The 23480-nt window shown below is 63.3% G+C and carries 28 protein-coding genes; 17 read left to right on the forward strand and 11 right to left on the reverse strand.

The window, feature by feature from the left end:
* The 5 genes from LU493_RS18185 to LU493_RS18205 all read left to right on the forward strand — a co-directional run.
* Window positions 1–228: TRAP transporter large permease subunit (locus tag LU493_RS18185; RefSeq protein WP_275289221.1), on the forward strand; the 228-nt coding region annotated here is incomplete at its 5' end.
* 5 nt (window positions 229–233) lie between these two features.
* Window positions 234–593 (forward strand): hypothetical protein, encoded by a 360-nt coding sequence (locus LU493_RS18190; RefSeq protein WP_275289222.1) that lies wholly within the window; start codon window positions 234–236, stop codon window positions 591–593.
* Entirely contained in the window at window positions 590–1738 is a 1149-nt protein-coding gene (dgoD, locus tag LU493_RS18195; RefSeq protein WP_275289223.1) for a galactonate dehydratase, read from the forward strand. Before LU493_RS18190 ends, dgoD begins: the two co-directional genes overlap by 4 nt.
* 16 nt (window positions 1739–1754) lie before the next feature.
* A complete protein-coding gene (locus tag LU493_RS18200) occupies window positions 1755–2414 on the forward strand; it encodes a 2-dehydro-3-deoxy-6-phosphogalactonate aldolase (RefSeq protein WP_275289224.1) in 660 nt (219 codons plus the stop codon).
* The gene (locus LU493_RS18205; protein ID WP_275289225.1) at window positions 2411–3313 is read left to right on the forward strand and encodes a 2-dehydro-3-deoxygalactonokinase; all 903 of its coding nucleotides are present in this window, start codon (window positions 2411–2413) and stop codon (window positions 3311–3313) included. The genes LU493_RS18200 and LU493_RS18205 overlap by 4 nt, the downstream gene beginning before the upstream one ends.
* Before the next feature lie 100 nt (window positions 3314–3413).
* Here LU493_RS18205 and LU493_RS18210 read toward each other — a convergent pair whose 3' ends face one another.
* From LU493_RS18210 to LU493_RS18235, 6 genes are all read right to left on the reverse strand, one after another.
* A complete protein-coding gene (locus tag LU493_RS18210; RefSeq protein WP_275289226.1) occupies window positions 3414–3932 on the reverse strand; it encodes a gluconokinase in 519 nt (172 codons plus the stop codon).
* Between the two features lie 113 nt (window positions 3933–4045).
* Window positions 4046–4915 carry a nitrilase-related carbon-nitrogen hydrolase gene (locus LU493_RS18215; protein WP_275289227.1) on the reverse strand — a complete coding sequence of 290 codons (870 nt, stop codon included), beginning with the start codon at window positions 4913–4915 and terminating at the stop codon, window positions 4046–4048.
* 132 nt (window positions 4916–5047) lie between these two features.
* Window positions 5048–5929, reverse strand: a complete 882-nt coding sequence (locus LU493_RS18220; protein ID WP_275289228.1) for a glycine betaine ABC transporter substrate-binding protein — start codon at window positions 5927–5929, stop codon at window positions 5048–5050.
* Window positions 5930–5959: 30 nt separating this feature from the next.
* Entirely contained in the window at window positions 5960–6691 is a 732-nt protein-coding gene (locus LU493_RS18225; RefSeq protein ID WP_275289229.1) for an ABC transporter permease, read from the reverse strand.
* Between the two features lie 4 nt (window positions 6692–6695).
* On the reverse strand, window positions 6696–7856 hold the full coding sequence (locus LU493_RS18230; protein WP_275289230.1) for an ABC transporter ATP-binding protein: 1161 nt from the start codon (window positions 7854–7856) through the stop codon (window positions 6696–6698).
* A gap of 45 nt (window positions 7857–7901) precedes the next feature.
* Entirely contained in the window at window positions 7902–8567 is a 666-nt protein-coding gene (locus LU493_RS18235) for an ABC transporter permease (protein ID WP_275289231.1), read from the reverse strand.
* Between the two features lie 499 nt (window positions 8568–9066).
* Here LU493_RS18235 and LU493_RS18240 point away from each other — a divergent pair, with 499 nt between their 5' ends.
* The 7 genes from LU493_RS18240 (at window position 9067) to LU493_RS18270 (ending at window position 16151) form a co-directional block, all read left to right on the forward strand.
* Window positions 9067–9528 carry an SUF system Fe-S cluster assembly regulator gene (locus tag LU493_RS18240; protein ID WP_275289232.1) on the forward strand — a complete coding sequence of 154 codons (462 nt, stop codon included), beginning with the start codon at window positions 9067–9069 and terminating at the stop codon, window positions 9526–9528.
* A gap of 71 nt (window positions 9529–9599) precedes the next feature.
* Entirely contained in the window at window positions 9600–11042 is a 1443-nt protein-coding gene (gene sufB / locus LU493_RS18245; RefSeq protein ID WP_275289233.1) for a Fe-S cluster assembly protein SufB, read from the forward strand.
* 323 nt (window positions 11043–11365) lie between these two features.
* The gene (sufC, locus tag LU493_RS18250; protein WP_275289234.1) at window positions 11366–12118 is read left to right on the forward strand and encodes a Fe-S cluster assembly ATPase SufC; all 753 of its coding nucleotides are present in this window, start codon (window positions 11366–11368) and stop codon (window positions 12116–12118) included.
* On the forward strand, window positions 12115–13461 hold the full coding sequence (sufD, locus tag LU493_RS18255) for a Fe-S cluster assembly protein SufD (protein WP_275289235.1): 1347 nt from the start codon (window positions 12115–12117) through the stop codon (window positions 13459–13461). Before sufC ends, sufD begins: the two co-directional genes overlap by 4 nt.
* Window positions 13462–13464: 3 nt before the next feature.
* Window positions 13465–14706 (forward strand): aminotransferase class V-fold PLP-dependent enzyme, encoded by a 1242-nt coding sequence (locus LU493_RS18260; RefSeq protein WP_275289236.1) that lies wholly within the window; start codon window positions 13465–13467, stop codon window positions 14704–14706.
* A gap of 19 nt (window positions 14707–14725) precedes the next feature.
* A complete protein-coding gene (gene sufT, locus LU493_RS18265; RefSeq protein WP_275289237.1) occupies window positions 14726–15298 on the forward strand; it encodes a putative Fe-S cluster assembly protein SufT in 573 nt (190 codons plus the stop codon).
* 94 nt (window positions 15299–15392) lie between these two features.
* Window positions 15393–16151: a SanA/YdcF family protein gene (locus LU493_RS18270; protein WP_275289238.1), complete on the forward strand. Its 759-nt coding sequence runs from the start codon at window positions 15393–15395 to the stop codon at window positions 16149–16151.
* Here the strand turns inward: LU493_RS18270 and LU493_RS18275 are convergent.
* The 4 genes from LU493_RS18275 to LU493_RS18290 all read right to left on the reverse strand — a co-directional run bounded on the left by LU493_RS18275 (window position 16072) and on the right by LU493_RS18290 (window position 19041).
* Entirely contained in the window at window positions 16072–16518 is a 447-nt protein-coding gene (locus LU493_RS18275) for a hypothetical protein (RefSeq protein WP_275289239.1), read from the reverse strand. The two genes, LU493_RS18270 and LU493_RS18275, sit on opposite strands and share 80 nt — an antisense overlap.
* A gap of 88 nt (window positions 16519–16606) precedes the next feature.
* Window positions 16607–17515: a 30S ribosomal protein S6--L-glutamate ligase gene (gene rimK, locus LU493_RS18280; RefSeq protein ID WP_275289240.1), complete on the reverse strand. Its 909-nt coding sequence runs from the start codon at window positions 17513–17515 to the stop codon at window positions 16607–16609.
* Between the two features lie 40 nt (window positions 17516–17555).
* Window positions 17556–17993 carry an ATP-dependent zinc protease family protein gene (locus LU493_RS18285; RefSeq protein ID WP_275289241.1) on the reverse strand — a complete coding sequence of 146 codons (438 nt, stop codon included), beginning with the start codon at window positions 17991–17993 and terminating at the stop codon, window positions 17556–17558.
* 22 nt (window positions 17994–18015) lie between these two features.
* On the reverse strand, window positions 18016–19041 hold the full coding sequence (locus tag LU493_RS18290) for a DUF3549 family protein (protein ID WP_275289242.1): 1026 nt from the start codon (window positions 19039–19041) through the stop codon (window positions 18016–18018).
* Between the two features lie 333 nt (window positions 19042–19374).
* On the opposite strand from LU493_RS18290, the gene LU493_RS18295 reads away from it, so the two are divergent.
* From LU493_RS18295 to LU493_RS18315, 5 genes are all read left to right on the forward strand, one after another.
* On the forward strand, window positions 19375–20151 hold the full coding sequence (locus tag LU493_RS18295) for an amino acid ABC transporter substrate-binding protein (protein WP_275289243.1): 777 nt from the start codon (window positions 19375–19377) through the stop codon (window positions 20149–20151).
* A gap of 18 nt (window positions 20152–20169) precedes the next feature.
* The gene (locus tag LU493_RS18300) at window positions 20170–20844 is read left to right on the forward strand and encodes an amino acid ABC transporter permease (RefSeq protein ID WP_275289244.1); all 675 of its coding nucleotides are present in this window, start codon (window positions 20170–20172) and stop codon (window positions 20842–20844) included.
* Complete coding sequence (locus LU493_RS18305; protein ID WP_275289245.1) at window positions 20841–21599, forward strand: amino acid ABC transporter ATP-binding protein; 759 nt, start codon at window positions 20841–20843, stop codon at window positions 21597–21599. The genes LU493_RS18300 and LU493_RS18305 overlap by 4 nt, the downstream gene beginning before the upstream one ends.
* 67 nt (window positions 21600–21666) lie before the next feature.
* Complete coding sequence (locus LU493_RS18310) at window positions 21667–21999, forward strand: YqcC family protein (protein WP_275289246.1); 333 nt, start codon at window positions 21667–21669, stop codon at window positions 21997–21999.
* 5 nt (window positions 22000–22004) lie between these two features.
* Window positions 22005–22505 (forward strand): gamma-glutamylcyclotransferase family protein, encoded by a 501-nt coding sequence (locus LU493_RS18315; protein WP_275289247.1) that lies wholly within the window; start codon window positions 22005–22007, stop codon window positions 22503–22505.
* Between the two features lie 120 nt (window positions 22506–22625).
* On the opposite strand, the gene LU493_RS18320 is transcribed toward LU493_RS18315, so the two are convergent.
* Entirely contained in the window at window positions 22626–23219 is a 594-nt protein-coding gene (locus tag LU493_RS18320) for an OmpW/AlkL family protein (protein ID WP_275289248.1), read from the reverse strand.
* Window positions 23220–23480 lie beyond the last annotated feature (261 nt).

Genomic DNA, 23480 nt, shown 5'->3' on the forward strand with positions numbered 1-23480 from the left:
CTGGGCTACAGCCCGATCTGGTTCGGCATCCTGTTCGCGGTGAACATGCAGGTTTCCTTCCTGTCGCCGCCGTTCGGGCCGGCCGCCTTCTACCTGAAAGGGGTGGCGCCGCCGGAGGTGAGTCTCAAGGACATCTTCGTCTCGGTGCTGCCGTTCATTGCCCTGCAGCTGTGCGTGCTGTTCGCGCTGCTGTTCTGGCCCAATTTGGCCATGTGGCTGGTGGGGTGATTGGCATGGCTGCGCAGGCGAATGACGTCGTTATTCGGTGCTCGAAATCCTCACATACCGCTCAGTATGCTCCGGTTTCTGTGCGCCGAATGCCTTGTCCTTCGCTCTGCTCGCCGATGCCCGAAACGACGGTGCGGTATCGGCCCGCTTTTCGACGCGACAGGCGTGATATTAACCCGGCAAGCTTTTATGTCGGGTTAATCGCGGTACAGGAAAGTGCCGCCGCCGGCCGTCAGGACTGCGCGAGCCCGCGCCACACCAGAAAATCCACGCATCTGCGCCAGCGTGGTGCGGGCGACAATCAAATAGATCAGGACGATCTATTTGATTGCCGGATTAATAATGGAATGGATAGTGTTCTATGAAAATTACCCGACTCAAGACCTGGCAGGTGCCGCCACGCTGGTTGTTCCTCAAGATCGAGACCGATGAAGGTGCCTATGGCTGGGGCGAACCCGTGGTGGAAGGGCGCGCGGCCACAGTCGAGGCGGCGGTGCATGAGTTGTCCGACTATCTGGTCGGCCAGGACCCGCATCGCATCGAGCATCTGTGGAACACGCTGTACCGTGCCGGCTTCTATCGCGGCGGGCCGATCCTGATGAGTGCCATCGCCGGTATCGACCAGGCGCTGTGGGACCTCAAGGGGCGCGATCTCGGCGTGCCCGTCCATCAGCTGCTGGGTGGACGAGTCCGCGATCGGATGCGCATGTACGCCTGGACCGGCGGCGACCGCCCGCAGGATGTGGGGGCGGGGGCCAGGACCTTGGTCGACCAGGGGTTCACGGCCTTCAAGATGAATGGTACGCCGGAGCTGGCGATCGTCGACTCGCATCGCAAGATCGATGAGGCCGTGGCGCGGGTGGCCGAGGCCCGGGATGCCGTCGGGCCCGATGTGGGCATCGGCATCGACTTCCATGGTCGCGTTCACCGGCCGATGGCCAAGGCGTTGCTGCGCGAACTGGAGCCCTATCACCCGATGTTCGTCGAGGAGCCGGTGGCCCCCGAGCACCTGCCGTGTCTGACGAACATCGCCGGTGGGCTGGGCTATCCGCTGGCCACCGGCGAGCGGCTGCACACGCGGTTCGAGTTCCGTGATCTGCTGGCCCAGGGAATGATCGACGTGGTTCAGCCTGACCTGTCGCACTGCGGCGGCATCAGCGAGGGCATGAAGATCGCCAGTCTGGCTTCCTGCCACGATGTGGCGCTGGCACCCCATTGTCCGCTGGGGCCGCTGACGCTGGCGGCCTCGCTGCATGTGGATGCGGTGAATCACAACGCCTTCATCCAGGAACAGAGCATGGGCATTCACTACAACCGTGACAATGACGTGCTCGACTACCTGGTCGACAAGTCGGCGCTGGCCATCGAGGACGGATTCTGCGCGATTCCCGAGGGGCCCGGTCTTGGGGTAGAAATCGACGAGGCCTTCGTCGAGGAACGCGCCAGGGTGGGCCATCGCTGGCGCAACCCGGTATGGACCCATGAGGACGGCTCGATCGCCGAGTGGTGAAAAGAGTGGTGAGATCATGAACGAGACGCAAGGCAACACCCTGAACGAGGCCCTGGAGACGCTGCCGCTGGTGGCGATACTGCGCGGTATCACGCCCGAGGAAGTAGAGGGCGTGTGCGAGGCGCTGGTCGGCGCCGGCTTCCGGATGATCGAGATTCCGCTCAACTCGCCGCGGCCCTGGGAGAGTATCGAGCGAGCGGTGGCACATTGCCCGGCATCGGTGCTGGTCGGGGCGGGTACCGTGCTGGAAGGCGCCGATGCCGAGCGGCTGGCTCGGCTCGGCGCCCCCCTCATGGTCACGCCCAATAGTGATGTCGAAGTGATCCGGGCCGGCGTCGATCATGGGCTGGCCCCCATGATCGGCTGCATGACGCCCACCGAGGCATTGGCCGCGGCGCGCAGCGGTGCCAGGGCGCTCAAGCTGTTTCCCGCGGCTCGGCTCGGCACCGGGTACTTCAAGGATATCAATGCCATTCTGCCGCCGGACCTGCCGGTACTGGCGGTGGGCGGTATCGAGCGCGGCAACATGGCCGAGTGGCATGCCGCGGGCGTGCGTGGTTTCGGTTTTGGCAGCAACCTCTACAAGCCCGGTCGCGACACCGATGAAATCGCCGAGATCGCCGCCGACCTGGTCGCCGAGTGGCACCGGCTCGAGGATCGGGGGAGCGAGGGATGAGCGAGCGGCTGATCGCCATCGACTGGGGCACCAGCAATTTCCGGGCCTTCCTGGTCGATCGAGCCAGCGGCGAATGTCTCGACAGCCATCGTTCGGATGCCGGCCTGAGGGCGCTGTCCAGCGAGGAATTCCCGCACTACTGCCTCGCCCAGGTTGGGGCCTGGCGAGAAGATGGCCGAGTGCCTGTCTATTTGTCCGGCATGGTCGGTTCGGCTCGTGGCTGGTGCGAGGCGCCGCAACTGGATGTGCCGGCTTCCGCCGCGGACCTTGCCGCCGGATTGATGGCGGCGCCCGGGCTGTCCAATGCCTGGATCGTGCCAGGCCTCAAGATAGTACGCGACGACCACGTCGATGTGATGCGCGGCGAAGAGGTGCAGGCCTTCGGCGCCATGGCCTTGCGTGAAGCGACCTCGGGCTTGTGCTGCCTGCCAGGCACGCACAGCAAGTGGGTGCATCTGGAAGGAGAACGTCTGACCGACTTCACCACCGTCATGACCGGTGAACTCTTTCATGCCGTGCGCTTTCATACACTGCCCGGCGAGCCTTCCCGGGAGCGTGCCGCGTTCGACGAGGCGGGCTTTCGCCAGGGGCTTCAGGCCGCGACGCATCCCGATGGACCGCTGCACGCGCTTTTTGAGGCACGCAGTCGACACTTGTATGCCGGCTTGTCTGCCGAGGCGATCGGAGGCTTCATTTCCGGCGTGTTGATCGGCAATGAGGTGCTTTCACAACGCAAGAGATGGCGAGATACCTCGGTGACATTGATCGGTTCGACTTCCTTGAATTCCCTGTACCGAATGGCCCTGGAGTGGGCAGGGGGAAGTGTCATCGAAATCTCGAGTGACGATGCCACCCTTTCAGGGCTTTGTGCATTGGCGAATCGCCATGGCGAACGTTGATCAATGACATTGAAATCGTAAGAACGTTATCCGGAATGAAAGAAGAAAAGGCGGCCTTTTCTGGTCGCCTTTTCGATCGATGATGACGTCGTATCCTGCCTCAGCTCGACCGCGCGTCGAGATGCTCCAGAAAGGCATCGACGATACCGCGAGGCGTGTCCCGGATATCGCCGCGGAAGGCTTCCTCCCGGGAGGGGACTTCCAGGGTGGCAAGCTGACTGTCCAGCATGTGGGTGCCGGTGAAGAAGTGCTCGCTTCGCCGCTCGAGCCGATCTACCAGGACATTCCGGTCACCATGCAGGTAGAGAATATCCAGTCTGGGCGTGGCGGTGCGAAGCTGGTCGCGGTAGCGATGCTTCAATGCCGAGCAGCCGATCACCAGGGATATTCCCTGTGACTGATACTCTCGATAGAGGTCAGCGAGGGTCGCCAGCCAGGCTTCCCGGTCACCATCATTGAGGGGTTGGCCACGCGACATCTTGGCGATGTTTCCGGGACTATGATAGTCATCGCCATCGAGGAAGGTGGCGCCCATGGCGGCTGCCACCTGGCGACCGACATGCGACTTTCCCGAACCGGAAACCCCCATTACCAGAATGCTTTTCGCCTTGGCTTTCATGCGGAAATCGCTTTGTTTTAGAACCGTTGAACAGGATCGATTCTAGCACTTTTTCCGTCGGGAATGGGAGCCCTTTCCAAGGCCGGGGGAAGTGGTTCCTTTCGAACGTATCGTCAGCGATAGCCGGCCATTAGATCGCGGATCAGGGGCGTGTCGGCGTCACGGTGCGTGGGGAGTTCGAAACGTGCGCGTGCGATGGCGGTGCGTGACAGGTGTGCCTCGATCAGGGTTTCACGGTCGTCCGCCTCGGCGAGAAGCTCGCCTCGGGGACCGAGGATGCGCGAACCGCCCCAGAAGTGGCTGGCGCCTTCGGGACCGAATCGATTGGCCATGATCACCGGCGTGCCATAGGTCATGGCGTAGAAACGCACGTTCAAGGCCCAGTTCTGCTCGTTGGAGAAGTCGTCGCTGACGATGCCCGAGGCCGAATTGATCGGGGCGCAAAGGATGGTGGGGCGTGGCAGCAGGGCGGCATGGACGAGCGCTGGATTCCACAGGTCGGCACAGATCAGTTGGGTGGCCGACCAGCCCGGACGCACGGGGGTGTGGGTGAGGGCATCGCCATGCGTGAACCACTTGCCTTCCTCGAGGCCACCGTAAGTGGGCAGGTTGAGTTTGCGATGTACGGCGACGAGTTCGCCATGCTGCAGAATCGCCAGGGCGTTGTAGTACTCGCCGGGACTCGCCTCTTCGACGAAGCCGACCACCGCCTGGATATCGCCGACGGCTCGGGCCAGGCGCATCAGGCGAGGGTCCTCCAGCGGCATGGCGACTCGCATGACATCGGCACCGAGTCCATAGCCGGTCAGTGACAGTTCGGGAAAGACCAGCAGCTCGATACCGGCCCGGGTGGCCTCTTCGAGGCACTCGAGATGACGCTCGAGGTTGGCATCGACAGCACCGAGCTCGGCATTGATCTGGGCGGCGGCGACGAGGAGATCGTCCTGGTAGTGCATCCTGGCCTCGTGGCGGCTGGTGGGCATGAAGATGAGAATCCCGGTGGGGCAGGGAGGTGACAAGTGCTGCCGTGTCGGCCGGGCCGTTCGAACCGCTCGGTGGCCGCACCGCCGCAGGGCGGAGGAAAACGGGGCCAGCCAGCCTGGCCCCGAGACAGCTTATAGCAGGTCATTGTCGGTCAGGAAGTCGGCCGCGACATCCTCGATGGTCTCGCGTTCCACGTCGACCCGGGCATTCAGGGTCGCCATGGTCTGGTCGTCGAGCAGCGAGGAGAGCGCGTTCATCTGCTCGGCGAGGTCGGGGTGGGCGTCCAGCGACTCCTGACGGACTACCGGGGTCAGGGCATAGGCCGGGAAGAAGTTCTGGTCGTCCTCGAGGACCTCGAAGTCGAAGGCCGGAATGCGGCCATCGGTGGCGAACACCAGGCCGACGTCGACCTGGCCGTCGCGCAGTGCCTGGTAGACGAGCCCGGAGTCCATGCGCTTGACGTCGCCGCGGCTCACCCGGAAGTCATAGGCTTGCTGCAGCGGACGCCAGCCATCTTCACGGGCGTAGAACTCGGCGTTCATGGCGAACGATAGTTCCTTGCCATCATTGACAGCCTCGGCCAGCTTGGAGAGCGAGTCGATGCCGGTTTCCTCGACGCTCTCTTCGCGCATGGCCAGGGCGTAGGTGTTGTTGGCCTCGGAGGGGTCCAGCCACACCAGGCCCTTCTCGCCATCGAGTTCCTTGACGCGCCGATAGGTCTCGTCAGGGGACAGGGACTCCGTGACGTCGTTGTAGTTGATCAACGAGGTGCCGGTGTATTCCCAGTAGAGGTCGATCTGGCCGTTTTCCTGGGCCTGGCGCAGCATGGCGGAGCCCATGCCGGCGCGGCTTTCCACCTCATGGCCCAGCCCCTCGAGATACTGGGAGGTCATGCTGGCGAGAATCTGCTGTTCGGTGAAGTTCTTGCCGCCGACCACGATTTCCTGGGCCTGGGCGCCGGCCATGGTGCCCGCGAGGGCCAGGCCGGTGAGTGTCGTCATCAAACGTTTCATGTCGTTCTCCTCCTGGGGACGGTCATGGGCTCAAGCGCGGGAAGGGTTGACCCCGCGTGGCACCACGATGAAAGCGGTGATGGCGATCAGGGCGTCGACCACGATCGCCAACAGTGCCGTGGGGATGGCGCCGGACAGCATCATCACCGGGTCGTAGAGATCGATGCCGGTGAAGATCAGTTCGCCGAGTCCGCCGGCGCCGATCAGGAAGGCCAGCGGCACGGTGCCGACATTGATGGTCAAGGCGGTGCGGATACCGGCGAAGATCACATAGAGCGCGTTGGGCAGCTCCACCCTGAGCAGTCGTTGGGCCGGAGACATTCCGATGCCGGCGGCGGCCTCCATCAGGGCAGGTGAAACGCCCTTGAGGCCGGCATAGGTGTTGCGGGTAATCGGCAGCAGGGTGGCGACGAACAGCCCGAATACCGCCGGCACGGTGCCGATGCCCAGAAAGCTCATCGACAAGGCCAGCACCGCCAGTGTCGGGATGGTGGTGCCGACGTTGAGGACCTGCATCAGGGACTCGGCCGCTCGGGCCATGCTGGGGCGGGACAGCATCACGCCGAGCGGGATGGCCACCAGGATGGCCAGGCCGCCGGAAATGGCGGTCAACCACAGGTGTTGCGCGGCGAGATACTGCACGTCCGGCAGGTAGAAGATGAAATCGTCGATGACCCCGCTGGACTGGCTCCAGACGCCTGCGAAGAAGATGACGGCGAGCAGCAGCAGGCGCAGGACCCCTTTCAGATTCTGTATGGGCATCGGCTCACTCCTCGGTCGCGGCGTCGGACTGTCGTTCGTCGCTCGAGCGGGGGCGGAAGCGCGAGCCCAGGTGGTGGGTCATGGCGCGTTGCGTGATCTGGCCGCAGACGCGTCCTTGTTCATCCACGCAGGGCAGCCAGGTGGTGTCCTGGGCGAACATCAGCGAGGCGACCTTGCGCAGGTCATCGTCCAGCGACACCGTGTCCGGCACGTTCTGGAAGTGGTCGCGGCAATAGCCCTTGGTGGTGCGCGCCAGAGCACGCGTGATCAAGCCCACCGGCTGACGCTTGTCGTTGATCATCAGGATGGAGTTCTGGTAGCCGAAATCGTCGATGCGAGCCAGGGCGGTTGCCAGGGTGTCGCCGGGAGACACCGTGCCGATTTCATCGCTGACCACGTCACGCACCCGGACCAGATTGAGGCGCTTCAGCGCCCGGTCCTCGCCGAGGAAGGACTCGACGAAGGCATCGCGGGGAGCCGCCAGCAGGTCGTCCGGCGATGAATACTGGACGAGCTGGCCCTCGCGGAAGACCGCGACGCTGTCGCCCATCTTGATCGCCTCGTCGATGTCGTGGCTGACGAACATGATGGTCTTCTTGAGTTCCTGCTGCATCTTGAGGAACTCGTCCTGGATCACCGCCCGATTGATCGGGTCGATGGCACCGAAGGGTTCGTCCATCAGCATGACCGGCGGGTCGGCGGCCAGCGCACGGGCCACGCCGATGCGCTGCTGTTGACCACCGGAAAGCTCGCTGGGATAGCGCTTGAGAAAGGCGTCGGGGTCGAGGGCGATCATCGCCATCAGCTCGCGGGCACGTTCCCGGTACCTCGCCTTGTCCCAGCCGAGCAGCTTGGGCACCACCGAAATGTTCTCCTCGATGGTCATGTTGGGAAACAGGCCGATCTGCTGGATCACATAGCCGATGTTGCGGCGCAGGTCCTGGGTATCCAGGCCGGTGGTGTCTTCGCCGTCGATGAAGGCCTTGCCCGAGGTAGGGCGGATGATGCGGTTGATCATCTTCAGGGTGGTGGTCTTGCCGCAGCCGGAGGGGCCGAGCAGGATGCAGATCTCCCCGGCCGGGACTTCCATGTTGATGTGGTCGGCGGCGGTCACTGCTCCCTTGGGCGTGTCGAAGACCTTGGTCAGGTTATCCAGTCGAATCATTTGCGGTTCCTTGAACGATGAGCCGGGGGACGACGGTCGAGGGAATCAGGCCGTCTCGGCGGCGCGTTCCATGCCCAGGGGCGTCAGGCGTTTCTGTAACGCCAGCAGCCCGTAGTCGACGATGATCGCCAGCAGGCTGACTGCCACGGCGCCGACGATCAGCTGGCGCGGGTCGGACTGGGAAATGCCGCGACTGATGAAGGTGCCGAGCCCGCCGGCGCCGATATAGGCGGCAATCGCCATCACGCCGATATTGAGCACCACGGCGGTCCGCACGCCGGCCATGATCACCGGCACCGCCAGCGGGATCTCGACCATGCGAAGGCGCTGGTTCTGGCTCATGCCGACGCCCCGAGCGGCCTCGCGCAGCGCCGGGTCGACGTTGTTGATGGCGGTGTAGGTGTTGCGGATGATCGGCAGCTGCGAGTAGAGCAGCACGGCGATCACCGCCGGCAGGTAGCCGATGCCCTGGCCGATCAGTGACAGCACCGGGATCATGATTCCGAAGAGCGCGATGGAGGGGATCGTGACGATGATGGAGGCGGCATAGAGGACCGTCCTGGCCAGACGCTCGTTCTTGGTGATGGCGATGCCGACGGGGACGCCGGTGACGGTGGCGATGCCCACGGCCACGCCCACCAGGGCGATGTGCTCGAGGGTTCTCGAGGCCAGCAGGTCAATGTTGTCCAGTGCGTATTGCAGCAGTTCCAAATTCGTTCTCCTTGCGGCGACGAGTCCCTGTCAAGCATAGCCGGGCGGGGTGTCGATGGCATCGGATGGGTGATGCAAGGCGCTTGTCATGGAGGCGTAGCTTAGCAAAGCGTTGTTTTTGCGTGGATGACGATGCGCAATGGTGGGAATTGCGAGCCGTGATGCATTACGACGAGCTACGAGCTACGAGCTACGAGCTACGAGAGGCGAGAGGCGAGAGGCGAGAGGCGAGAGGCGAGAGGCGTGAGGCGTGAGGCGTGAGGCGTGAGGCGTGAGGCGTGAGGCGTGAGGCGTGAGGCGTGAGGCGTGAGGCGTGAGGCGAGCTGATAGCTATTGGTAATGAGAATGATTGGCTTTTTTGATGCTATCGGTAGTGAACGTGTCGCGAACCGACCGATTCTTGCTCGGTAGCGTCCGGTGAGGCTTCACATCGAAACCATACAGGACTAAAATGGTCCGCAATCGATCACCTGAGGGGAAAGCCCCGGGGAGTCAGGCAGTGTTGAAGCTTTCCAGACTGACCGATTATGCGGCGGTGGTGATGGCCCAGATCGCCCGACATCCCGAGCAGCCGCATGCGGCGGCCGAGCTTGCCGAGGCGGTGTCGCTGCCGCATCCGACGGTCAGCAAGACCCTGAAGATGCTGGTGCGTGCCGGGCTTCTTGAGTCCCGGCGTGGCGCTCAGGGTGGCTACTCCCTGGCGCGCCCGGCCTCGCGCATTTCCGCCAGCGATATCATCTCGGCCATCGAAGGGCCGGTGGCGATGACCGAATGCAGCCAGGCGGAAGGCGACTGTGATCTGGTGTCGGTCTGCGGCGTGTCGGACAACTGGCAGCGGGTGTCGCTGGCGGTGCGTGCCCTGCTCGACAGCGTGACCCTGGCGCATCTGGCCGATACCACACCGATCAAGCTGCCCGTCCAGCTACCCATACAGAGCGTGAGCCTGGCCGCCGAGGCCTGATCACCCGCGACTTCATTACCCGAGGCGAGCCGCGCTCGCCGACCCAACCAGCCCGGGGAGGGGACAACATCATGGCAAGTCAGGAAATGGAAGAGCTCGTCCGTCGCGAATACAAGGAAGGGTTCGTGACCGACATCGAGAGCGAGACGGTACCGCCGGGTCTGGACGAAGACACCATCGCCTTCATCTCCCGGAAGAAAGGCGAGCCGGACTGGATGCTGGAGTGGCGCCTCAAGGCCTACCACCAGTGGTTGAAGATGACGTCCCCCTCCTGGGCGCATCTGGATTATCCGCCCATCGATTACCAGGCGATTTCCTACTATAGCGCGCCCAAGCGTGACGAGGACCGGCCCCAGAGCCTCGACGAGGTGGATCCCAAGCTGCTCGAAACCTACGAGAAGCTGGGCATTCCGCTGCACGAGCGGGCCGCGCTGGCCGGCGTGGCGGTGGACGCGGTGTTCGACTCGGTCTCGGTGACCACGACGTTCAAGGAAAAGCTGCATGAAGCCGGCGTGATCTTCTGCTCCATCTCCGAGGCGATCCGCGATTATCCGGAGCTGGTCCAGGAGTACCTCGGCAGCGTGGTACCTCAGGGCGACAACTATTTCGCCGCGCTCAACTCGGCGGTGTTCACCGACGGTTCCTTCGTCTTCGTGCCGGAGGGCGTGACCTGCCCCATGGAGCTGTCGACCTATTTCCGGATCAACGCCGCCAATACCGGCCAGTTCGAGCGGACCCTGATCGTCTGCGAGAGCCGTGCCGAGGTGTCGTATCTCGAGGGCTGCACCGCGCCGCAGCGTGACGAGAACCAGTTGCATGCCGCCGTGGTGGAGCTGGTGGCGCTGGATGACGCCAAGATCAAGTACTCCACGGTGCAGAACTGGTATCCCGGCGACGAGGATGGCAAGGGCGGCATCTACAACTTCGTCACCAAGCGCGGTGACTGCCGGGGCGAGCGTTCCCACATCAGCTGGACCCAGGTGGAGACCGGCTCGGCGATCACCTGGAAGTATCCGTCCTGCATGCTGCGCGGCAAGGATAGCGTCGGCGAATTTTACTCGGTGGCGGTGACCAATGGCCGCCAGCAGGCCGACACCGGCACCAAGATGATCCATATCGGCGAAGGCACTCGTTCCACCATCGTCTCCAAGGGCATTGCCGCCGGTCGCTCCGATCAGTCCTACCGTGGCCTGGTCAAGGTCGGTCCCCGCGCCAAGGGAGCGCGCAACTTCACCCAGTGCGACTCGTTGCTGATCGGTGATACCTGTGGTGCTCATACCTTCCCGTATCAGGAAATCGGCAACAGTTCCGCCAAGGTGGAACACGAGGCGACCACCTCGAAGATCGGCGAGGATCAGCTGTTCTATTGCCAGAGCCGCGGGATCGGCGAGGAAGACGCGGTGAACATGATCGTCAACGGCTTCTGCAAGGATGTCTTCCAGGAGCTGCCGATGGAGTTTGCCGTCGAGGCCGAGGCGCTGCTGAACGTGACCCTGGAAGGGGCTGTGGGTTAACCAAGCCAAACGACCGGGGAGATGAGCGCCGGAGACGAGCCGAAGCGAGGGTCATCCGCCAGGGGTGAGGCGAATTCGCCGAACGGGTTGGCCATGGAAGGCCAACCCAGGCCCTGCAAGCAAAGCAGGAAGCGTAAGCGCAGCAGGGCGGATGTAGCGCCCAGGGATGGGTTCACAGCGCCCTCGCGGCGGTGCGGCGCCGGAAAAGCTCATCACTTCCTTTGCCGTGAGTAAGACGCGACGAGGCTGCGCGTCCTGCGGGGCCGAAACGAATCAACTTATGCGAGCCGCCGCGGCGGCTGATAGCTCAAAAGGTAGTCAACATGCTCGAAGTCAAGGATCTGCACGTCACGGTCGAGGGGTCCGAGATCCTCAAGGGCCTGAACCTGACCATCGGTGCCGGCGAAGTCCACGCCCTCATGGGCCCCAACGGGGCCGGCAAGTCCACGCTCTCTGCCGTCATCGCCGGCAAGGACGGCTATGAGGTGACGAGCGGGTCGATCACCTTCGAGGGACGGGACGTGCTGGAGATGGAAATCGAGGAGCGTGCCCAGGCGGGCCTGCTGCTGGGCTTCCAGTACCCGGTGGAGATTCCCGGCGTGAAGAACATCTATCTGCTCAAGGCCGCCCTCAACGCCCAGCGTGCCGCACGGGGCGAGGACGAGATACCGGCGCCGGAATTCATGAAGCTGGTCAAGGAGAAGGTCGGCTTCATGAAGATGGATGCCAGCTTCCTTCAGCGTGCCGTCAACGAGGGCTTCTCCGGCGGCGAGAAGAAACGCAACGAAATCCTGCAGATGCTGGTCCTGCAGCCGAAACTCGCCATGCTCGACGAGATCGACTCCGGTCTCGACATCGACGCCATGAAAGTGGTGGCCGATGGCGTCAATTCACTGCGAGGCGAGGAGAAGGGCATCCTGCTGGTGACCCACTATCAGCGTCTGCTGGATTACATCGTGCCCGACCAGGTTCATGTGCTGGTCGATGGACGCATCGTCAAGAGCGGCGATGCCGACCTGGCACGTGAACTCGAATCCCGTGGCTACGACTGGGTCGAGGAGGACTCTGCTGCATGAGTGACGAACAGCGCTTTCTCGACCGCCTGGCCGAGCGTAATGCCCAGCGTGGAGACGAGCCGACCTGGATCGCCGCGCGTCGCCAGGCCGGGGCGGCACGCTTCGAGGCATTCGGCTTCCCGCATCGTCGCATCGAAGAGTGGAAGTACACCAATGTACGCGACATTGCCCGGGGGGACTTCACCCTGGCCACCGATGCCGAGTTTTCGCCGGCCACTGCGGCGGCCTTGACGCTGCCGCTGGACGCGTACCGTCTGACCTTCGTCGATGGCGTGTTCGCGCCGGCGTTGTCGGATCTCGGGTCATTGCCCGAGGGCGTGCAGGTAATGCCGCTGTCGCATGCCCTGGAAGAGAACCACGAGGCCGTGGGTGGGCCGCTCGGGCGTCTCACCGGCGTCGACTTCTCGTCCTTCGCGGCGCTCAATACCGCCTTCATGGAAGAGGGCGCGGTGGTACGGCTGGCCCCACGTACCGTGGTGGACAAGCCGATCGTGCTGCAATTCCTGTCTCGGGCCGGGGAGCAGGAGGTGATGAGCCATCCGCGTATCCTGGTCGAGGCCGGCGGGCGTAGCGAGGCCACCCTGATCGAGCATCACGTGGGCGATGCCGAGGCCGCCAACTTCACCAACCTGGTGGAGGAGATCATCCTCGAGCGTGGTGCGATTCTGAGCCACTACAAGCTTCAGGAAGCGCCGCTCAAGGATCGCCACATCGCCAGCATTCACATCGAGCAGGCCCGCGATAGCCGTTATGTCTCCTTCAACCTCAACCTGGGGGGCGGCCTGGTGCGCAACGATCTGGTCAGCGACCTCAACGGCGAAGGCGCCGAGGCGATCTACAACGGTCTGTTCTATGGCCAGGGCCGCCAGCACGTGGACAACCACACCCTGGTCAACCACAACGCGCCGCGGACGTTCTCCCGCGAAAACTACAAGGGCATCCTCGATGATCGCGCCCATGGCGTGTTCAACGGCAAGGTGATCGTCAAGCGTGACAGCCAGCAGATCGAGGCCGACCAGAGCAATGCCAACCTGCTGCTCTCGGATCGTGCCGAGATCGACACCAAGCCGGAACTCGAGATCTACGCCGATGACGTCAAGTGCGCCCATGGTGCGACCACCGGCCAGCTCGACGAGGAGGCCATCTTCGCCCTGCGCACGCGCGGCATCGACGAACAGACCGCCCGCGGACTGTTGACGCTGGCGTTTGCCGGCGAGGTCATGGATCGGGTCGACCTGGATGCGGTGTCCGAGCGGGTCGAGCTGACCGTGGCCGGCAAGCTGCCGGAGCGCTTCAATCTGGCCGGCCTGGTGGAAACCGCCTCGGCCTTCAACGAGGAGTGAGTCATGGCCGATTTCAGTGACCTCCAGCTGGACGTGGCCCGGGTCCGCCGTGACTTTCCGATCCTCGATCGCGAGGTGCATGGCAAGCCGCTGGTCTATCTCGACAACGCGGCGACCTGCCAGACGCCGCGTCAGGTGATCGAGGTCTTCGACGACTATTATCGGCGTTGCAACGCCAATATCCATCGTGGCCTGCACACCCTGGCCGATGAGGCCACCGGGGCCTTCGAGGGGACCCGCGAGACGGTGCGTGCCTATCTGGGGGCCGCCGAGGCCCGGGAGATCGTCTTCACGCGCGGCACCACCGAGGCGATCAATCTGGTGGCCGGGAGCTGGGGCCGTGCCAATCTCGGGCCCGGCGACGAGGTGCTGATCTCACGCCTGGAACACCATTCCAATATCGTGCCCTGGCAGCTGCTGGCCGGCGAGCTGGGCTTCACCATCAAGGTGATTCCGGTGGACGAGCGCGGCGTGCTGGATCAGGTTGCCTATCGCGACCTGATCGGTGAGCGTACCCGGCTGGTGGCGGTCAACCATATCTCCAATGCGCTGGGCACGGTCAATCCGGTAGCCGAGATGGCGAGCCTGGCCCACGAGCATGGCGCGCTGATCATGGTCGATGGCGCCCAGGCCGCACCGCACCAGCCCATCGATGTACAGGCCCTCGGTGTCGATTTCTATGCCTTCTCCGGCCACAAGGTGTATGGCCCTACCGGGGTCGGAGTCCTCTATGGCCGGGCGGAACTGCTCGATGCCATGCCCCCCTGGCAGGGCGGCGGCGAGATGATCAAGACCGTCTCCTTCGAGACGCCCACGACCTTCGCCGATATCCCCCACAAGTTCGAGGCGGGAACGCCGGCGATCGCCGAGGTGATCGCTCTGGGTCGCGCCCTGGAGTGGGTGAACGAGATCGGCCTGGGGCTGATCCAGGCCTGGGAGACACGCCTGCTCGAGCATGCCACCGAGGGTGTGGCCTCGATCGAGGGCCTGCGTATCCTGGGTACCTCGCCGGACAAGGCGGCGGTGCTTTCCTTCGTCGTCGATGGTGCCCATGCCCAGGACATCGGCCTGCTGATCGACCAGCTGGGCGTGGCGATACGTACCGGGCATCACTGTGCCCAGCCGCTGTTGTCGCATTTCGGTGTCGATGCCACTTGCCGTGCCTCCTTTGCTGCCTACAACACGCCCGAGGAAATCGACATCTTCGTCGAGGGGCTCGAGCGGGTCGTGGGCATGCTGCGTTGAGGGAAAGCCGAGGAGCGATATGAGTGATATCGATGCACTGTCCGGCGTGACCAAGGGACAGGTGCTGCCACTGCAGCGTGATGTGGAGGCGATCTCCATTCCCTTCGGCAAGACGGAGACGTTGGCCGAGGATAGCGAGGTCACGGTCATGCAGGCCAAGGGCGGCACGATCAGCGTGGGGTTCGAAGGACGCATGTACCTGATCGAAGGCAGCGAGCTGGACGCCCTGGGGCTCGAGGCGGTGCCGCGACCGACCTTGCCGGAAGATGCTTCGGAGGAGGATATCGAAGCGTTCGTCTGGGATCAGCTGCGAACCTGCTTCGATCCGGAGATCCCGGTCAATATCGTCGAGCTGGGACTGGTCTACGGTTGCCGCATCGAGCGCTTGATTACCGGCGAGCGACTCGTCACCATCCGTATGACGCTGACCGCACCGGGCTGCGGCATGGGCGATGTCATTGCCGCCGATGCGCGCAACAAGATTCTGGGTGCCCCCCAGATCAGCAAGGTGCACACCGAGATCGTCTTTGATCCGCCCTGGCGTCGCGAAATGATGAGCGACGAGGCCAAGCTCGAACTCGGCATGTTCTGAGGAACGTGCGGGCGTCGTCCATGCGCTGCATCGAACGCCCCGGTGTCGGCGAGATGAGGCGGCGCCCAAGAAGCCGCCATGACCGGGGAAGTCGATGCCCTCGCTACCGTGGAAAACCTTCCGGATCCTGCTGATGTCACTTGGCGGGGGAACCCTGCTGGCGATACTGCTGTTTCTGGCCGCCAACCTGTGGATGCTGACCAATACCCGCAGTCGCATCGAGCTCGAGCCGTCTCAGTGCCGGTCCGAGCGGGTCGGTATCGTCTTCGGGACATCGCACTGGACCCGCAGCGGCGCACGGAACCCTCACTTCGAGGGGCGCATGCGAGCTGCGGCGAGCCTGGTGCATGATGGACGGGTCGCGCATCTGCTGCTGTCGGGAGATAACAGCACTCGCTACTATAATGAGCCGGTGACCATGTGGAAGGATCTGCGCGGCCGCGATATCCCGGATTCGGCCATGACGCTCGACTATGCCGGCTTCAGCACCTTCGATACTCTCGCCCGGGCCCGGGATGTCTTTGCGGTGAACCGCGCCTTGCTGGTCACCCAGGCCTGGCATCTGCCCAGGGCCCTGTTCATCGCCGATGCACTGGGCATCGAGGCGCGAGGCTGTGCGGCGCCGGAACGGCCGTCGGACGACACCCTGCGGCTGAGGGCAAGGGAATGGATCGCGCGAGTGGCGACACTCGGGGACCTCTATCTATGGGGGCGCGAGCCGCATTTCCTGGGCCCGATGGAACCCCTCGAGATCATGCCGCGTCGCGGCCCGGTCAACGCTTCTGACGCAGCTTCTGCAGACGATACAACTCGCGAATCAGCGAACGGCAGTTCCGCCAGCATTCCTCGATGACCGGCTCGATGGCGTCGGGTAGCGGGTGGGTGAGCAGGGTCGAGAGCGACTGCATCAATACCCGTTCCTGCTCGAGCAATTCGTTGATCAGGACCTGACTGTCATTGCCGACGAAACTCTTCAGTCGACTCCACAGCCACATGTAGTCGTCGCGCTCGACGTCGGCATCGCGGGGGAGAAGGTCGAGATGACGGCGGGCCAGCGACTGCAGCTCGCGCATCAGCCGGCCACGTTCCTCGAAATGGGGCTCGAGCGCGTCGCGCAGGGTTGGCCGCAAACGCTCTAGATTGTCCTGGAAATAGTCGATGCTGTCGGCCAGTGCTTCGAGGGCACTGTCCATCGCCACCTGGCGATTATCAAGAAACATGCGCGTTCACCTCCTCCGGTGACGCAGATTGTGGGGGTGTCGTGGTACTTTTGCCACCCCCGTTTACCATTAAATACCTTTTTCGGGATTAGCCTTTAGGCTTGGGTGGCGTCTTGCGTTTCGGTGCCGAGCTTTTTTCCAGGTGATCGATGATCTGTCCGGCGATGTCCTTGCCGGTGGCGGTTTCGATGCCGCGTAGTCCCGGCGATGAATTGACCTCCATGATCACCGGCCCGTGGTTGGAACGCAGGAGGTCGACGCCGGCCACTTTCAGGCCCATAGCCTTGGCGGCGCGTATCGCCGTCGAGCGTTCCTCGGGCGTGATGCGGATGACGCTCGCGCTGCCGCCGCGGTGCAGGTTGGAGCGGAATTCGCCATCGACGGCCTGGCGTTTCATGGCGGCCACGACCTTGTCACCGATGACCAGGCAGCGGATGTCGGCGCCCTTGGCCTCCTTGATGTATTCCTGAACCATGATATTGGCCTTCATGCCCATGAAGGCCTGGATCACCGACTCGGCAGCCTGGTTGGTCTCGGCCAGCACCACGCCGATCCCCTGGGTGCCCTCCAGCAACTTGATGACCAGGGGGGCGCCGCGGACCATGGTGATCAGGTCCGGAATATCGTCGGGCGAGTGAGCGAAACCGGTCACCGGCAGGCCGATGCCCTTGCGCGAGAGTAGCTGCAGTGAACGCAGCTTGTCCCGCGAGCGGGTGATCGAGACGCTGTCGTTGAGCACCTGGGTTCCCATCATCTCGAACTGACGCAGCACCGCGCAGCCGTAGAAGGTGATGGAGGCACCGATACGGGGGATCACGGCGTCGAAGGGCTCGAGTTCCTGCCCCTTGTAATGGATGGATGGATGATGGGAAGCAATGCTCATGTAGCATCGCAGGGTGTCGACGACCCGGGCGCTATGGCCGCGAGCCTCGGCGGCCTCCATCAGCCGGCGCGTGGAGTAGAGGTTGCGGTTGCGTGACAGCAGCGCGATGTGCATGACGGATTCTCCGTTGACAGGGTCGGAGAGAGGGTGAGCCTCAGGGCTCACCATGCAGAAAACCGGCGCCGGGTGCCACCAGTAGCCGGCGGAGGGCGCGGCGGCCCAGCAGCATGGGGTGGCGCATGTCGCGTCGGTCGGTAAGGGTCAGTTCGACCGGAAACTCCAGTTCGCCCAGTTGCATGGACGTGCGGATGACGTAACGCCACTCGGCCTGGCCGTTGGAGCTGGTGACCCGGCGCCGATCATGGAGTGGCAGGCACTGCTCGTGGGCCGGGCTGGCCGGGCCGCCACCGCGTGTGGTGAACCGCACCCAGGGATGGCCGTCATGCTCGAAGGTCTCGATGTCCTCGGCGTGGAGCGCCGACGTGCGGGCGCCGGTGTCGGCCTTGGCACACAGCGTCAGGTTCAACGCTGGCAGGGTGACCATCTCGCGGCGGCCGATGATCGCCTTGGCCTGATAGGGGAGCTCCTTCATGGCGCTTGGTGCCTCCTGTGGGTCAACGGGATAGGCCGGCCAGACGGCGACCGATGGCGGATGTCGGCTCGGCTTCGCGTAGCGTCATCAGCACGGGCAGACGCAGGCGAGGGATCAACGCCAGGTCGCGTGCCACGGCGGTGAAGTCGGCCCGGGGCTCGTCCGCCAGGCGGGTCAGAAAGCGCGGGAGTCGCTCTCCATCCTCCAGATGACGCCATCCCCGGCCTGCCATGGCGGCCAATAGATCGGGACCGCAAGCTGTCTCGTCGGCAAGCAGGGCGTCGTACCAGTCACCGGCTCGCGTCCCATCGGCACCACTGATGGCGCGCACGCAGGCACAGAAGTGTTCGATGTCGCCAGCCTCGGCGGCCCGCTCGCCGCGTCGTCGAAGCGCGTCGGCGAGGGTATCACCAATGCTGACATGTTCCAGACAGTAACACAGCGATACCAGGACCTCATCGGGCAGCGCCGCGAGTGTATCGGCCAGTCGATGCTGCTGGGCGGCGTCCATGCGCGACACGAAATCGGCCAGGCCCTGAAAGCCGAGAGCCCGCCAGTCGAGCGCCTGCTGCCCCTCCAGATAGGCTTCCACCGGTTCCAGATGCTGGCTTGCCGGTCGGTCGAGATCGTGGCTCGCCCGGGCATGCAGCATGGCCTGGAAGGTCGTCGAGGGCGTGAAGGCGAGGGGATTGTCCTTCATCAGGTTGTCGATCTCGCCGCTTTCCTCACGACCGAGTCCCTGGACATTGCGCCCCAGGGTTTCCAGCAGGCGTTGCAGGAAGGCGTCCCGGGGGGCCGGGTCGAGCGTCCCCTGTTCATCCAGGGGCAGGGCCAGGAACCAGATGAGCAGATCGTCGAGATCCCCCAGCCGGAACACCATGGCCAGCCTGGCCTGCCCCTGCCAGGGGGCAGGCCAGGGGCGGTCGTCGTGTTCCAGGTCGCGCAAGGCGTCGAGCGCGCAAGGTTCGACACGACGGCCAAGATGATAGAGCCTCACCTCGGCGCCGGTTCGGACGAAGAAGTCATGTAGGCTGTCGATCGATTGCATGCAGTCCCCCTGGCTCGAAGCGTGCACTTTACCTCGACACCTGGATCCTGTCAGCCAACGCTGTATCGAGAGACCGGGAATTGATCATTCATTGAGCAATGGCTCGTAAAGCCCATGAGGCCTTGGCAGGCGCGACCTGTTCAGTGGTTATCCACAGGGACGTTCAGGTCTTCTGTGCATGACATGACTGTGTCACGGAGCTATGACAGGCATAATCAACGGCTATTGGCCGCCGTGAGGGATTTTTCCTAAGGTTTGTGTCAAAATGGAATATAGAAAAAGGTTTCTTATTCCTCAACTCTCTTTGTGGCGTGTAATGACAGGAGGCTCATCATGTTGCGTTTCCCAGGCTTGGTACGAAGCATCGCCCTGACCCTGATTCCCGTTGGTGCCATCGCTTTCGCCGGCACTGCCCAGGCGGAGGACGAACCGCTCAGGGTCGGCATGTCCGGTGGCTACTTCCCGTTCACCTTCGTCGAACAGGATACCCTCAAGGGATTCGAGGTCGATGTGATGGAGGCCGTGGCCGACGAGATGGGGACTGAGGTGTCGTTCGAGACCGCCAACTTCTCGGGGCTCTTCGGCATGCTCGAGTCCGGCCGCATCGATACCATCGCCAATCAGATCACCATCACCGAGGAGCGTCAGGCCAAGTACGTCTTCACCGAACCCTATGTCTATGACGGTGCTCAGGTCGTGGTCAAGGAGGGCAACGAAGTCATCTCTGGTGTCGAGGATCTGCGTGGCAAGAGCGTGGCAGTGAACCTGGGCTCCAACTACGAAGAACTGCTGCGTGAACTGCCTTATGCCGACGAGATCGACATTCGTACCTACGAGAGCAACATCGAGCAGGATACCGCCCTGGGCCGTGTCGATGCCTTCGTCATGGACCGGGTAAGTGCCAGCCAGGTGATCAAGGAGAAGCCGTTGCCGCTCGAACTGGCCGGCAAGCCTTTCTCGGAGATCCGCAATGCGTTGCCGTTCCGTGATACCGAGGATGGACGCGCGCTGCGCGACCGGGTCGGGCAGGCGCTTGCCGCGTTACGTGAAGACGGCACCCTGACGGACATTTCCGAGCGCTGGTTCGGCGCCGATATCACGCGTCCCTGATCCGGCGTCGCACCCGTTATGAGCGTTCTCGATTTCGACTATATGCTGGGGCTGGTGCCCATCCTGTTGAGCTATCTACCGCTGACCCTCGAGATGGCGGCGGCCGGGATGGTTCTGGCCCTGGCGCTGGCCTGTGGACTGGCGGTGATCCGGGTACTGAAGATTCCGGGGTTGAACGCGGCGACCATGCTGTTCATCTCCTTCTTCCGCGGTACCCCGTTGCTGGTGCAGCTCTTCCTGTTCTATTACGGCCTGCCCCAGCTGCTGGATTTCCTGACCCAGATCAATGGCATCACCGCCACCATCATGGGGTTGACGCTGCATTTTTCCGCCTATATGGCGGAATCGATCCGCGCCGCCATCGTCGGCGTCGATCGCAGCCAGACCGAGGCCGCGCTGTCCATCGGCATGACCAATGGCCAACTGATGCGGCGCATCGTGCTGCCTCAGGCGACTCGGGTGGCGGTACCCACCCTGATGAACTACTTCATCGACATGATCAAGGCCACTTCGCTGGCCTTCACCCTGGGGGTTACCGAACTGATGGGGGCGACCCAGAAGGAGGCGGCCGGCAGCTTCCTGTATTTCGAGGCCTTCGTCACCGTGGCGGTGATCTACTGGATCATCGTCGAGTTGCTGGCCTGGGGCCAGCGCCGGTTGGAGACGCGGCTCAACAAGGCGTATCGCAGATGATCAAGATAGCCAATCTGGTCAAGCGCTTCGGCGGCACGCCAGTGCTCGACAACATCGATCTCGCCATCGAGCGAGGCGAGATCATCGTGGTGATCGGCCCGTCGGGTACCGGCAAGTCGACCCTGCTGCGCTGCCTGAACTTCCTCGAGCGGCCAGATGCCGGTCAGTTGACGCTGGGGAATCTGGAAATCGACGTCACCCGCGCCAGTCGGGCCGACATTCTGTCGGCGCGTCGGCGCACGGCCTTCGTCTTCCAGAACTATGCGCTGTTCGCCAACAAGACGGCACTGGAGAACATCGCCGAGGGGTTGATCGTGGTCAACCGCTGGTCGAAGGAGAAGGCGCACGCACGGGCCAGGGAGATCCTCGAGCGCATCGGGCTGGCCGACAAGGCGGATGCCTATCCGGCCTCGCTCTCCGGCGGGCAGCAGCAGCGTGTGGGGATCGGTCGTGCCATGGCGGCGCAGGCCGAGATCATCCTCTTCGACGAGCCGACGTCATCGCTAGACCCGGAGTGGGTCGAGGAGGTACTGGCCCTGATGAAGCAGTTGGCCGCCGAGCGTCAGACCATGCTGGTGGTGACCCATGAAATGGGGTTTGCCCGGGATGTCGCCGACAGGGTGGTGTTCATGGAAGGTGGTCATATCGTCGAACAAGGCCCTCCTTCAAGGCTGTTCAATGCTCCCGAGGATCCCCGTACCCGGGATTTCCTGCGCAAGGTGCTGGCCGGGCAGCCGACGCCCCAGGCATTCTGAGCGCGGGGTGGTCCGAGGCGGCCAGTCACGGGATAATGACGCCATTGATCGACTGGAGGGATAACCCATGACCGTTCACGAGGAACTCGACACCGCGCTGCGCGAGCTCGAGTCCACCATGAGGGCCGCCAACCTGTGGCGCGTGGAGCCTCCCGAGCCGGCGGCCTTCAACAGTTCTCAGCCATTCTGCATCGATACCATGAGCCTGCCGCAATGGCTGCGTTTCGTGTTCATCGCCCGGCTCGACACCCTGGTCGAGGCGGAAAGCCCCATGCCCGCAAGCTGTGACGTGGCCCCGGCGGTGGAGGCGTACCTGGCTCAGGAAGGCGCGCGCAACAGCGATCGCATCCTGATGGGGAAGGCCGTCGAGCGCATCGATACCCTCGTCACCGAGAATTGAGCGCCATGCCGTATTACTTTGCCTATGGCAGCAACATGAACCCGGCGCGTGTCGAGGCGCGTATCGGCGACACTCGACGTGCCTTGTCGGGTGTGCTGGTCGATCACGTACTGCGATTCGACAAGGCATCGAAGGTGCCCGGTATCAGCCACGCCAACGTGGCCCCTCGCAAGGGGGCGCGTGTCGAAGGGGCGCTCTTCGAGCTGATGTCTCCCGACCAGATCCATGACATGGATCCTTTCGAAGGGCACCCTGACGATTATCGCCGGCATCGTCTGCCCATCGAGACCGCCGAAGGCGTTATCGAGGCCTGGGTGTACATCGCCACGCCGGGAACCACCGCCGACGCATTGCGTCCTGCCCGCGAGTATCTCGAGCACCTGTTGTGTGGCCAGGTGTTCCTCTCCGCCGAGTACCATGCCCGGCTGACCGAGGTTCCGGCGGTTGCAGGTCTGGATGAAGAGTCCCTCGCCGCTCTCGGGTTGTCGCGCTATCACCCTCGCTGAAGAGCCACCAAGGGTGGCGCTGAAATGACGAGGCCCTCCAGGTGGAGGGCCTCGTTGGTTCGGGCACAGGCAAAGCGACGCCGGGCATGGCCCGGCGTCGTGGTCTGGTGATAATGGCGCTTAGAAGCGGTAGGTCAGGCCGCCACCGATGGTGAGCGGGTCGAGCTCGACGTTGCCGACCTGCTGACCCTGCATGTCCACGTCGCTATCCACATCGGCATAATTGGCGAAGGCACCGACCATTAGATGGTCGGTCAGAGCCAGATCCACGCCCACCTGGCCGGCGGCACCGTAGGAGTGGTCGAGGTCCATGCCGCTCACCGACTCATTGGAGAAGTGGGTGTAGTTGAGGCCGACACCCGCGTAGGGCTGGACCCGCGAGTCCGTTCCGCCTAGCGGATAGTAGTTGGCCATCAGGTTGACCGGGGTGCGATCGAAACTGCCGCCGGTCATATCATGCTCGACGGCTTCGGTGCCGTTGAGTTCGATGCCCAGCTTGTCGGTGAACAGGTAACCGAGGCCATAGGCGATGCCCTGTTCATCGGAAACGTTGATGTCCTGGTTGGCGATTTCGCCGTTGTCGCTCTTCACGTCGGACTTGGAGTAGCCGCCGCGTACATAGATGTCGCCTGCCTGGTAGGCCATGGCAGCCTGAGCAGCGAAGAGGCTGGCGGCGGCGAGGGCGGTGGCGGAAATCAGTCGAGTCGCTTTCATGGGGAGTCCTCCCTGTGGTGTTTCGGATGCTGACGCTGGCAAGTCCCATTGCGTCATTCACATCGTTCAAGGAGGATTATAGGAAACAGTGTTTCTAAACGTCTTGTAAAAAAATTCTATGGTGTCGATCGCAATATATGGGGCGAATCAATGGAACTTTTTGCTACTGACAGCAATAAGCGACATTTCTTGTACAATGTTTGCACATTGTTCGCCAACTGGCCAGGAATCGTCTTCACTGAAAGCGTGATCTCGGTAGTG

The sequence above is a fragment of the Halomonas elongata genome (assembly GCF_029081005.1).
Lineage (GTDB): Bacteria > Pseudomonadota > Gammaproteobacteria > Pseudomonadales > Halomonadaceae > Halomonas > Halomonas elongata_B.

Bases quoted from the DNA above. Each gene is read 5' to 3' on its own strand.
- LU493_RS18290 (WP_275289242.1), bottom strand. From the start codon at position 19,041: ATGCAATCGATCGACAGCCTACATGACTTCTTCGTCCGAACCGGCGCC.
- LU493_RS18200 (WP_275289224.1), top strand. From the start codon at position 1,755: ATGAACGAGACGCAAGGCAACACCCTGAACGAGGCCCTGGAGACGCTG.
- LU493_RS18205 (WP_275289225.1), top strand. From the start codon at position 2,411: ATGAGCGAGCGGCTGATCGCCATCGACTGGGGCACCAGCAATTTCCGG.
- dgoD (WP_275289223.1), top strand. From the start codon at position 590: ATGAAAATTACCCGACTCAAGACCTGGCAGGTGCCGCCACGCTGGTTG.
- sufT (WP_275289237.1), top strand. From the start codon at position 14,726: ATGAGTGATATCGATGCACTGTCCGGCGTGACCAAGGGACAGGTGCTG.
- sufC (WP_275289234.1), top strand. From the start codon at position 11,366: ATGCTCGAAGTCAAGGATCTGCACGTCACGGTCGAGGGGTCCGAGATC.
- LU493_RS18320 (WP_275289248.1), bottom strand. From the start codon at position 23,219: ATGAAAGCGACTCGACTGATTTCCGCCACCGCCCTCGCCGCCGCCAGC.
- LU493_RS18270 (WP_275289238.1), top strand. From the start codon at position 15,393: ATGCCCTCGCTACCGTGGAAAACCTTCCGGATCCTGCTGATGTCACTT.
- sufD (WP_275289235.1), top strand. From the start codon at position 12,115: ATGAGTGACGAACAGCGCTTTCTCGACCGCCTGGCCGAGCGTAATGCC.
- sufB (WP_275289233.1), top strand. From the start codon at position 9,600: ATGGCAAGTCAGGAAATGGAAGAGCTCGTCCGTCGCGAATACAAGGAA.
- LU493_RS18305 (WP_275289245.1), top strand. From the start codon at position 20,841: ATGATCAAGATAGCCAATCTGGTCAAGCGCTTCGGCGGCACGCCAGTG.
- rimK (WP_275289240.1), bottom strand. From the start codon at position 17,515: ATGCACATCGCGCTGCTGTCACGCAACCGCAACCTCTACTCCACGCGC.
- LU493_RS18315 (WP_275289247.1), top strand. From the start codon at position 22,005: ATGCCGTATTACTTTGCCTATGGCAGCAACATGAACCCGGCGCGTGTC.
- LU493_RS18225 (WP_275289229.1), bottom strand. From the start codon at position 6,691: ATGCCCATACAGAATCTGAAAGGGGTCCTGCGCCTGCTGCTGCTCGCC.
- LU493_RS18220 (WP_275289228.1), bottom strand. From the start codon at position 5,929: ATGAAACGTTTGATGACGACACTCACCGGCCTGGCCCTCGCGGGCACC.
- LU493_RS18230 (WP_275289230.1), bottom strand. From the start codon at position 7,856: ATGATTCGACTGGATAACCTGACCAAGGTCTTCGACACGCCCAAGGGA.
- LU493_RS18275 (WP_275289239.1), bottom strand. From the start codon at position 16,518: ATGTTTCTTGATAATCGCCAGGTGGCGATGGACAGTGCCCTCGAAGCA.
- LU493_RS18285 (WP_275289241.1), bottom strand. From the start codon at position 17,993: ATGAAGGAGCTCCCCTATCAGGCCAAGGCGATCATCGGCCGCCGCGAG.
- LU493_RS18295 (WP_275289243.1), top strand. From the start codon at position 19,375: ATGTTGCGTTTCCCAGGCTTGGTACGAAGCATCGCCCTGACCCTGATT.
- LU493_RS18215 (WP_275289227.1), bottom strand. From the start codon at position 4,915: ATGCCCACCAGCCGCCACGAGGCCAGGATGCACTACCAGGACGATCTC.
- LU493_RS18210 (WP_275289226.1), bottom strand. From the start codon at position 3,932: ATGAAAGCCAAGGCGAAAAGCATTCTGGTAATGGGGGTTTCCGGTTCG.
- LU493_RS18310 (WP_275289246.1), top strand. From the start codon at position 21,667: ATGACCGTTCACGAGGAACTCGACACCGCGCTGCGCGAGCTCGAGTCC.
- LU493_RS18190 (WP_275289222.1), top strand. From the start codon at position 234: ATGGCTGCGCAGGCGAATGACGTCGTTATTCGGTGCTCGAAATCCTCA.
- LU493_RS18300 (WP_275289244.1), top strand. From the start codon at position 20,170: ATGAGCGTTCTCGATTTCGACTATATGCTGGGGCTGGTGCCCATCCTG.
- LU493_RS18260 (WP_275289236.1), top strand. From the start codon at position 13,465: ATGGCCGATTTCAGTGACCTCCAGCTGGACGTGGCCCGGGTCCGCCGT.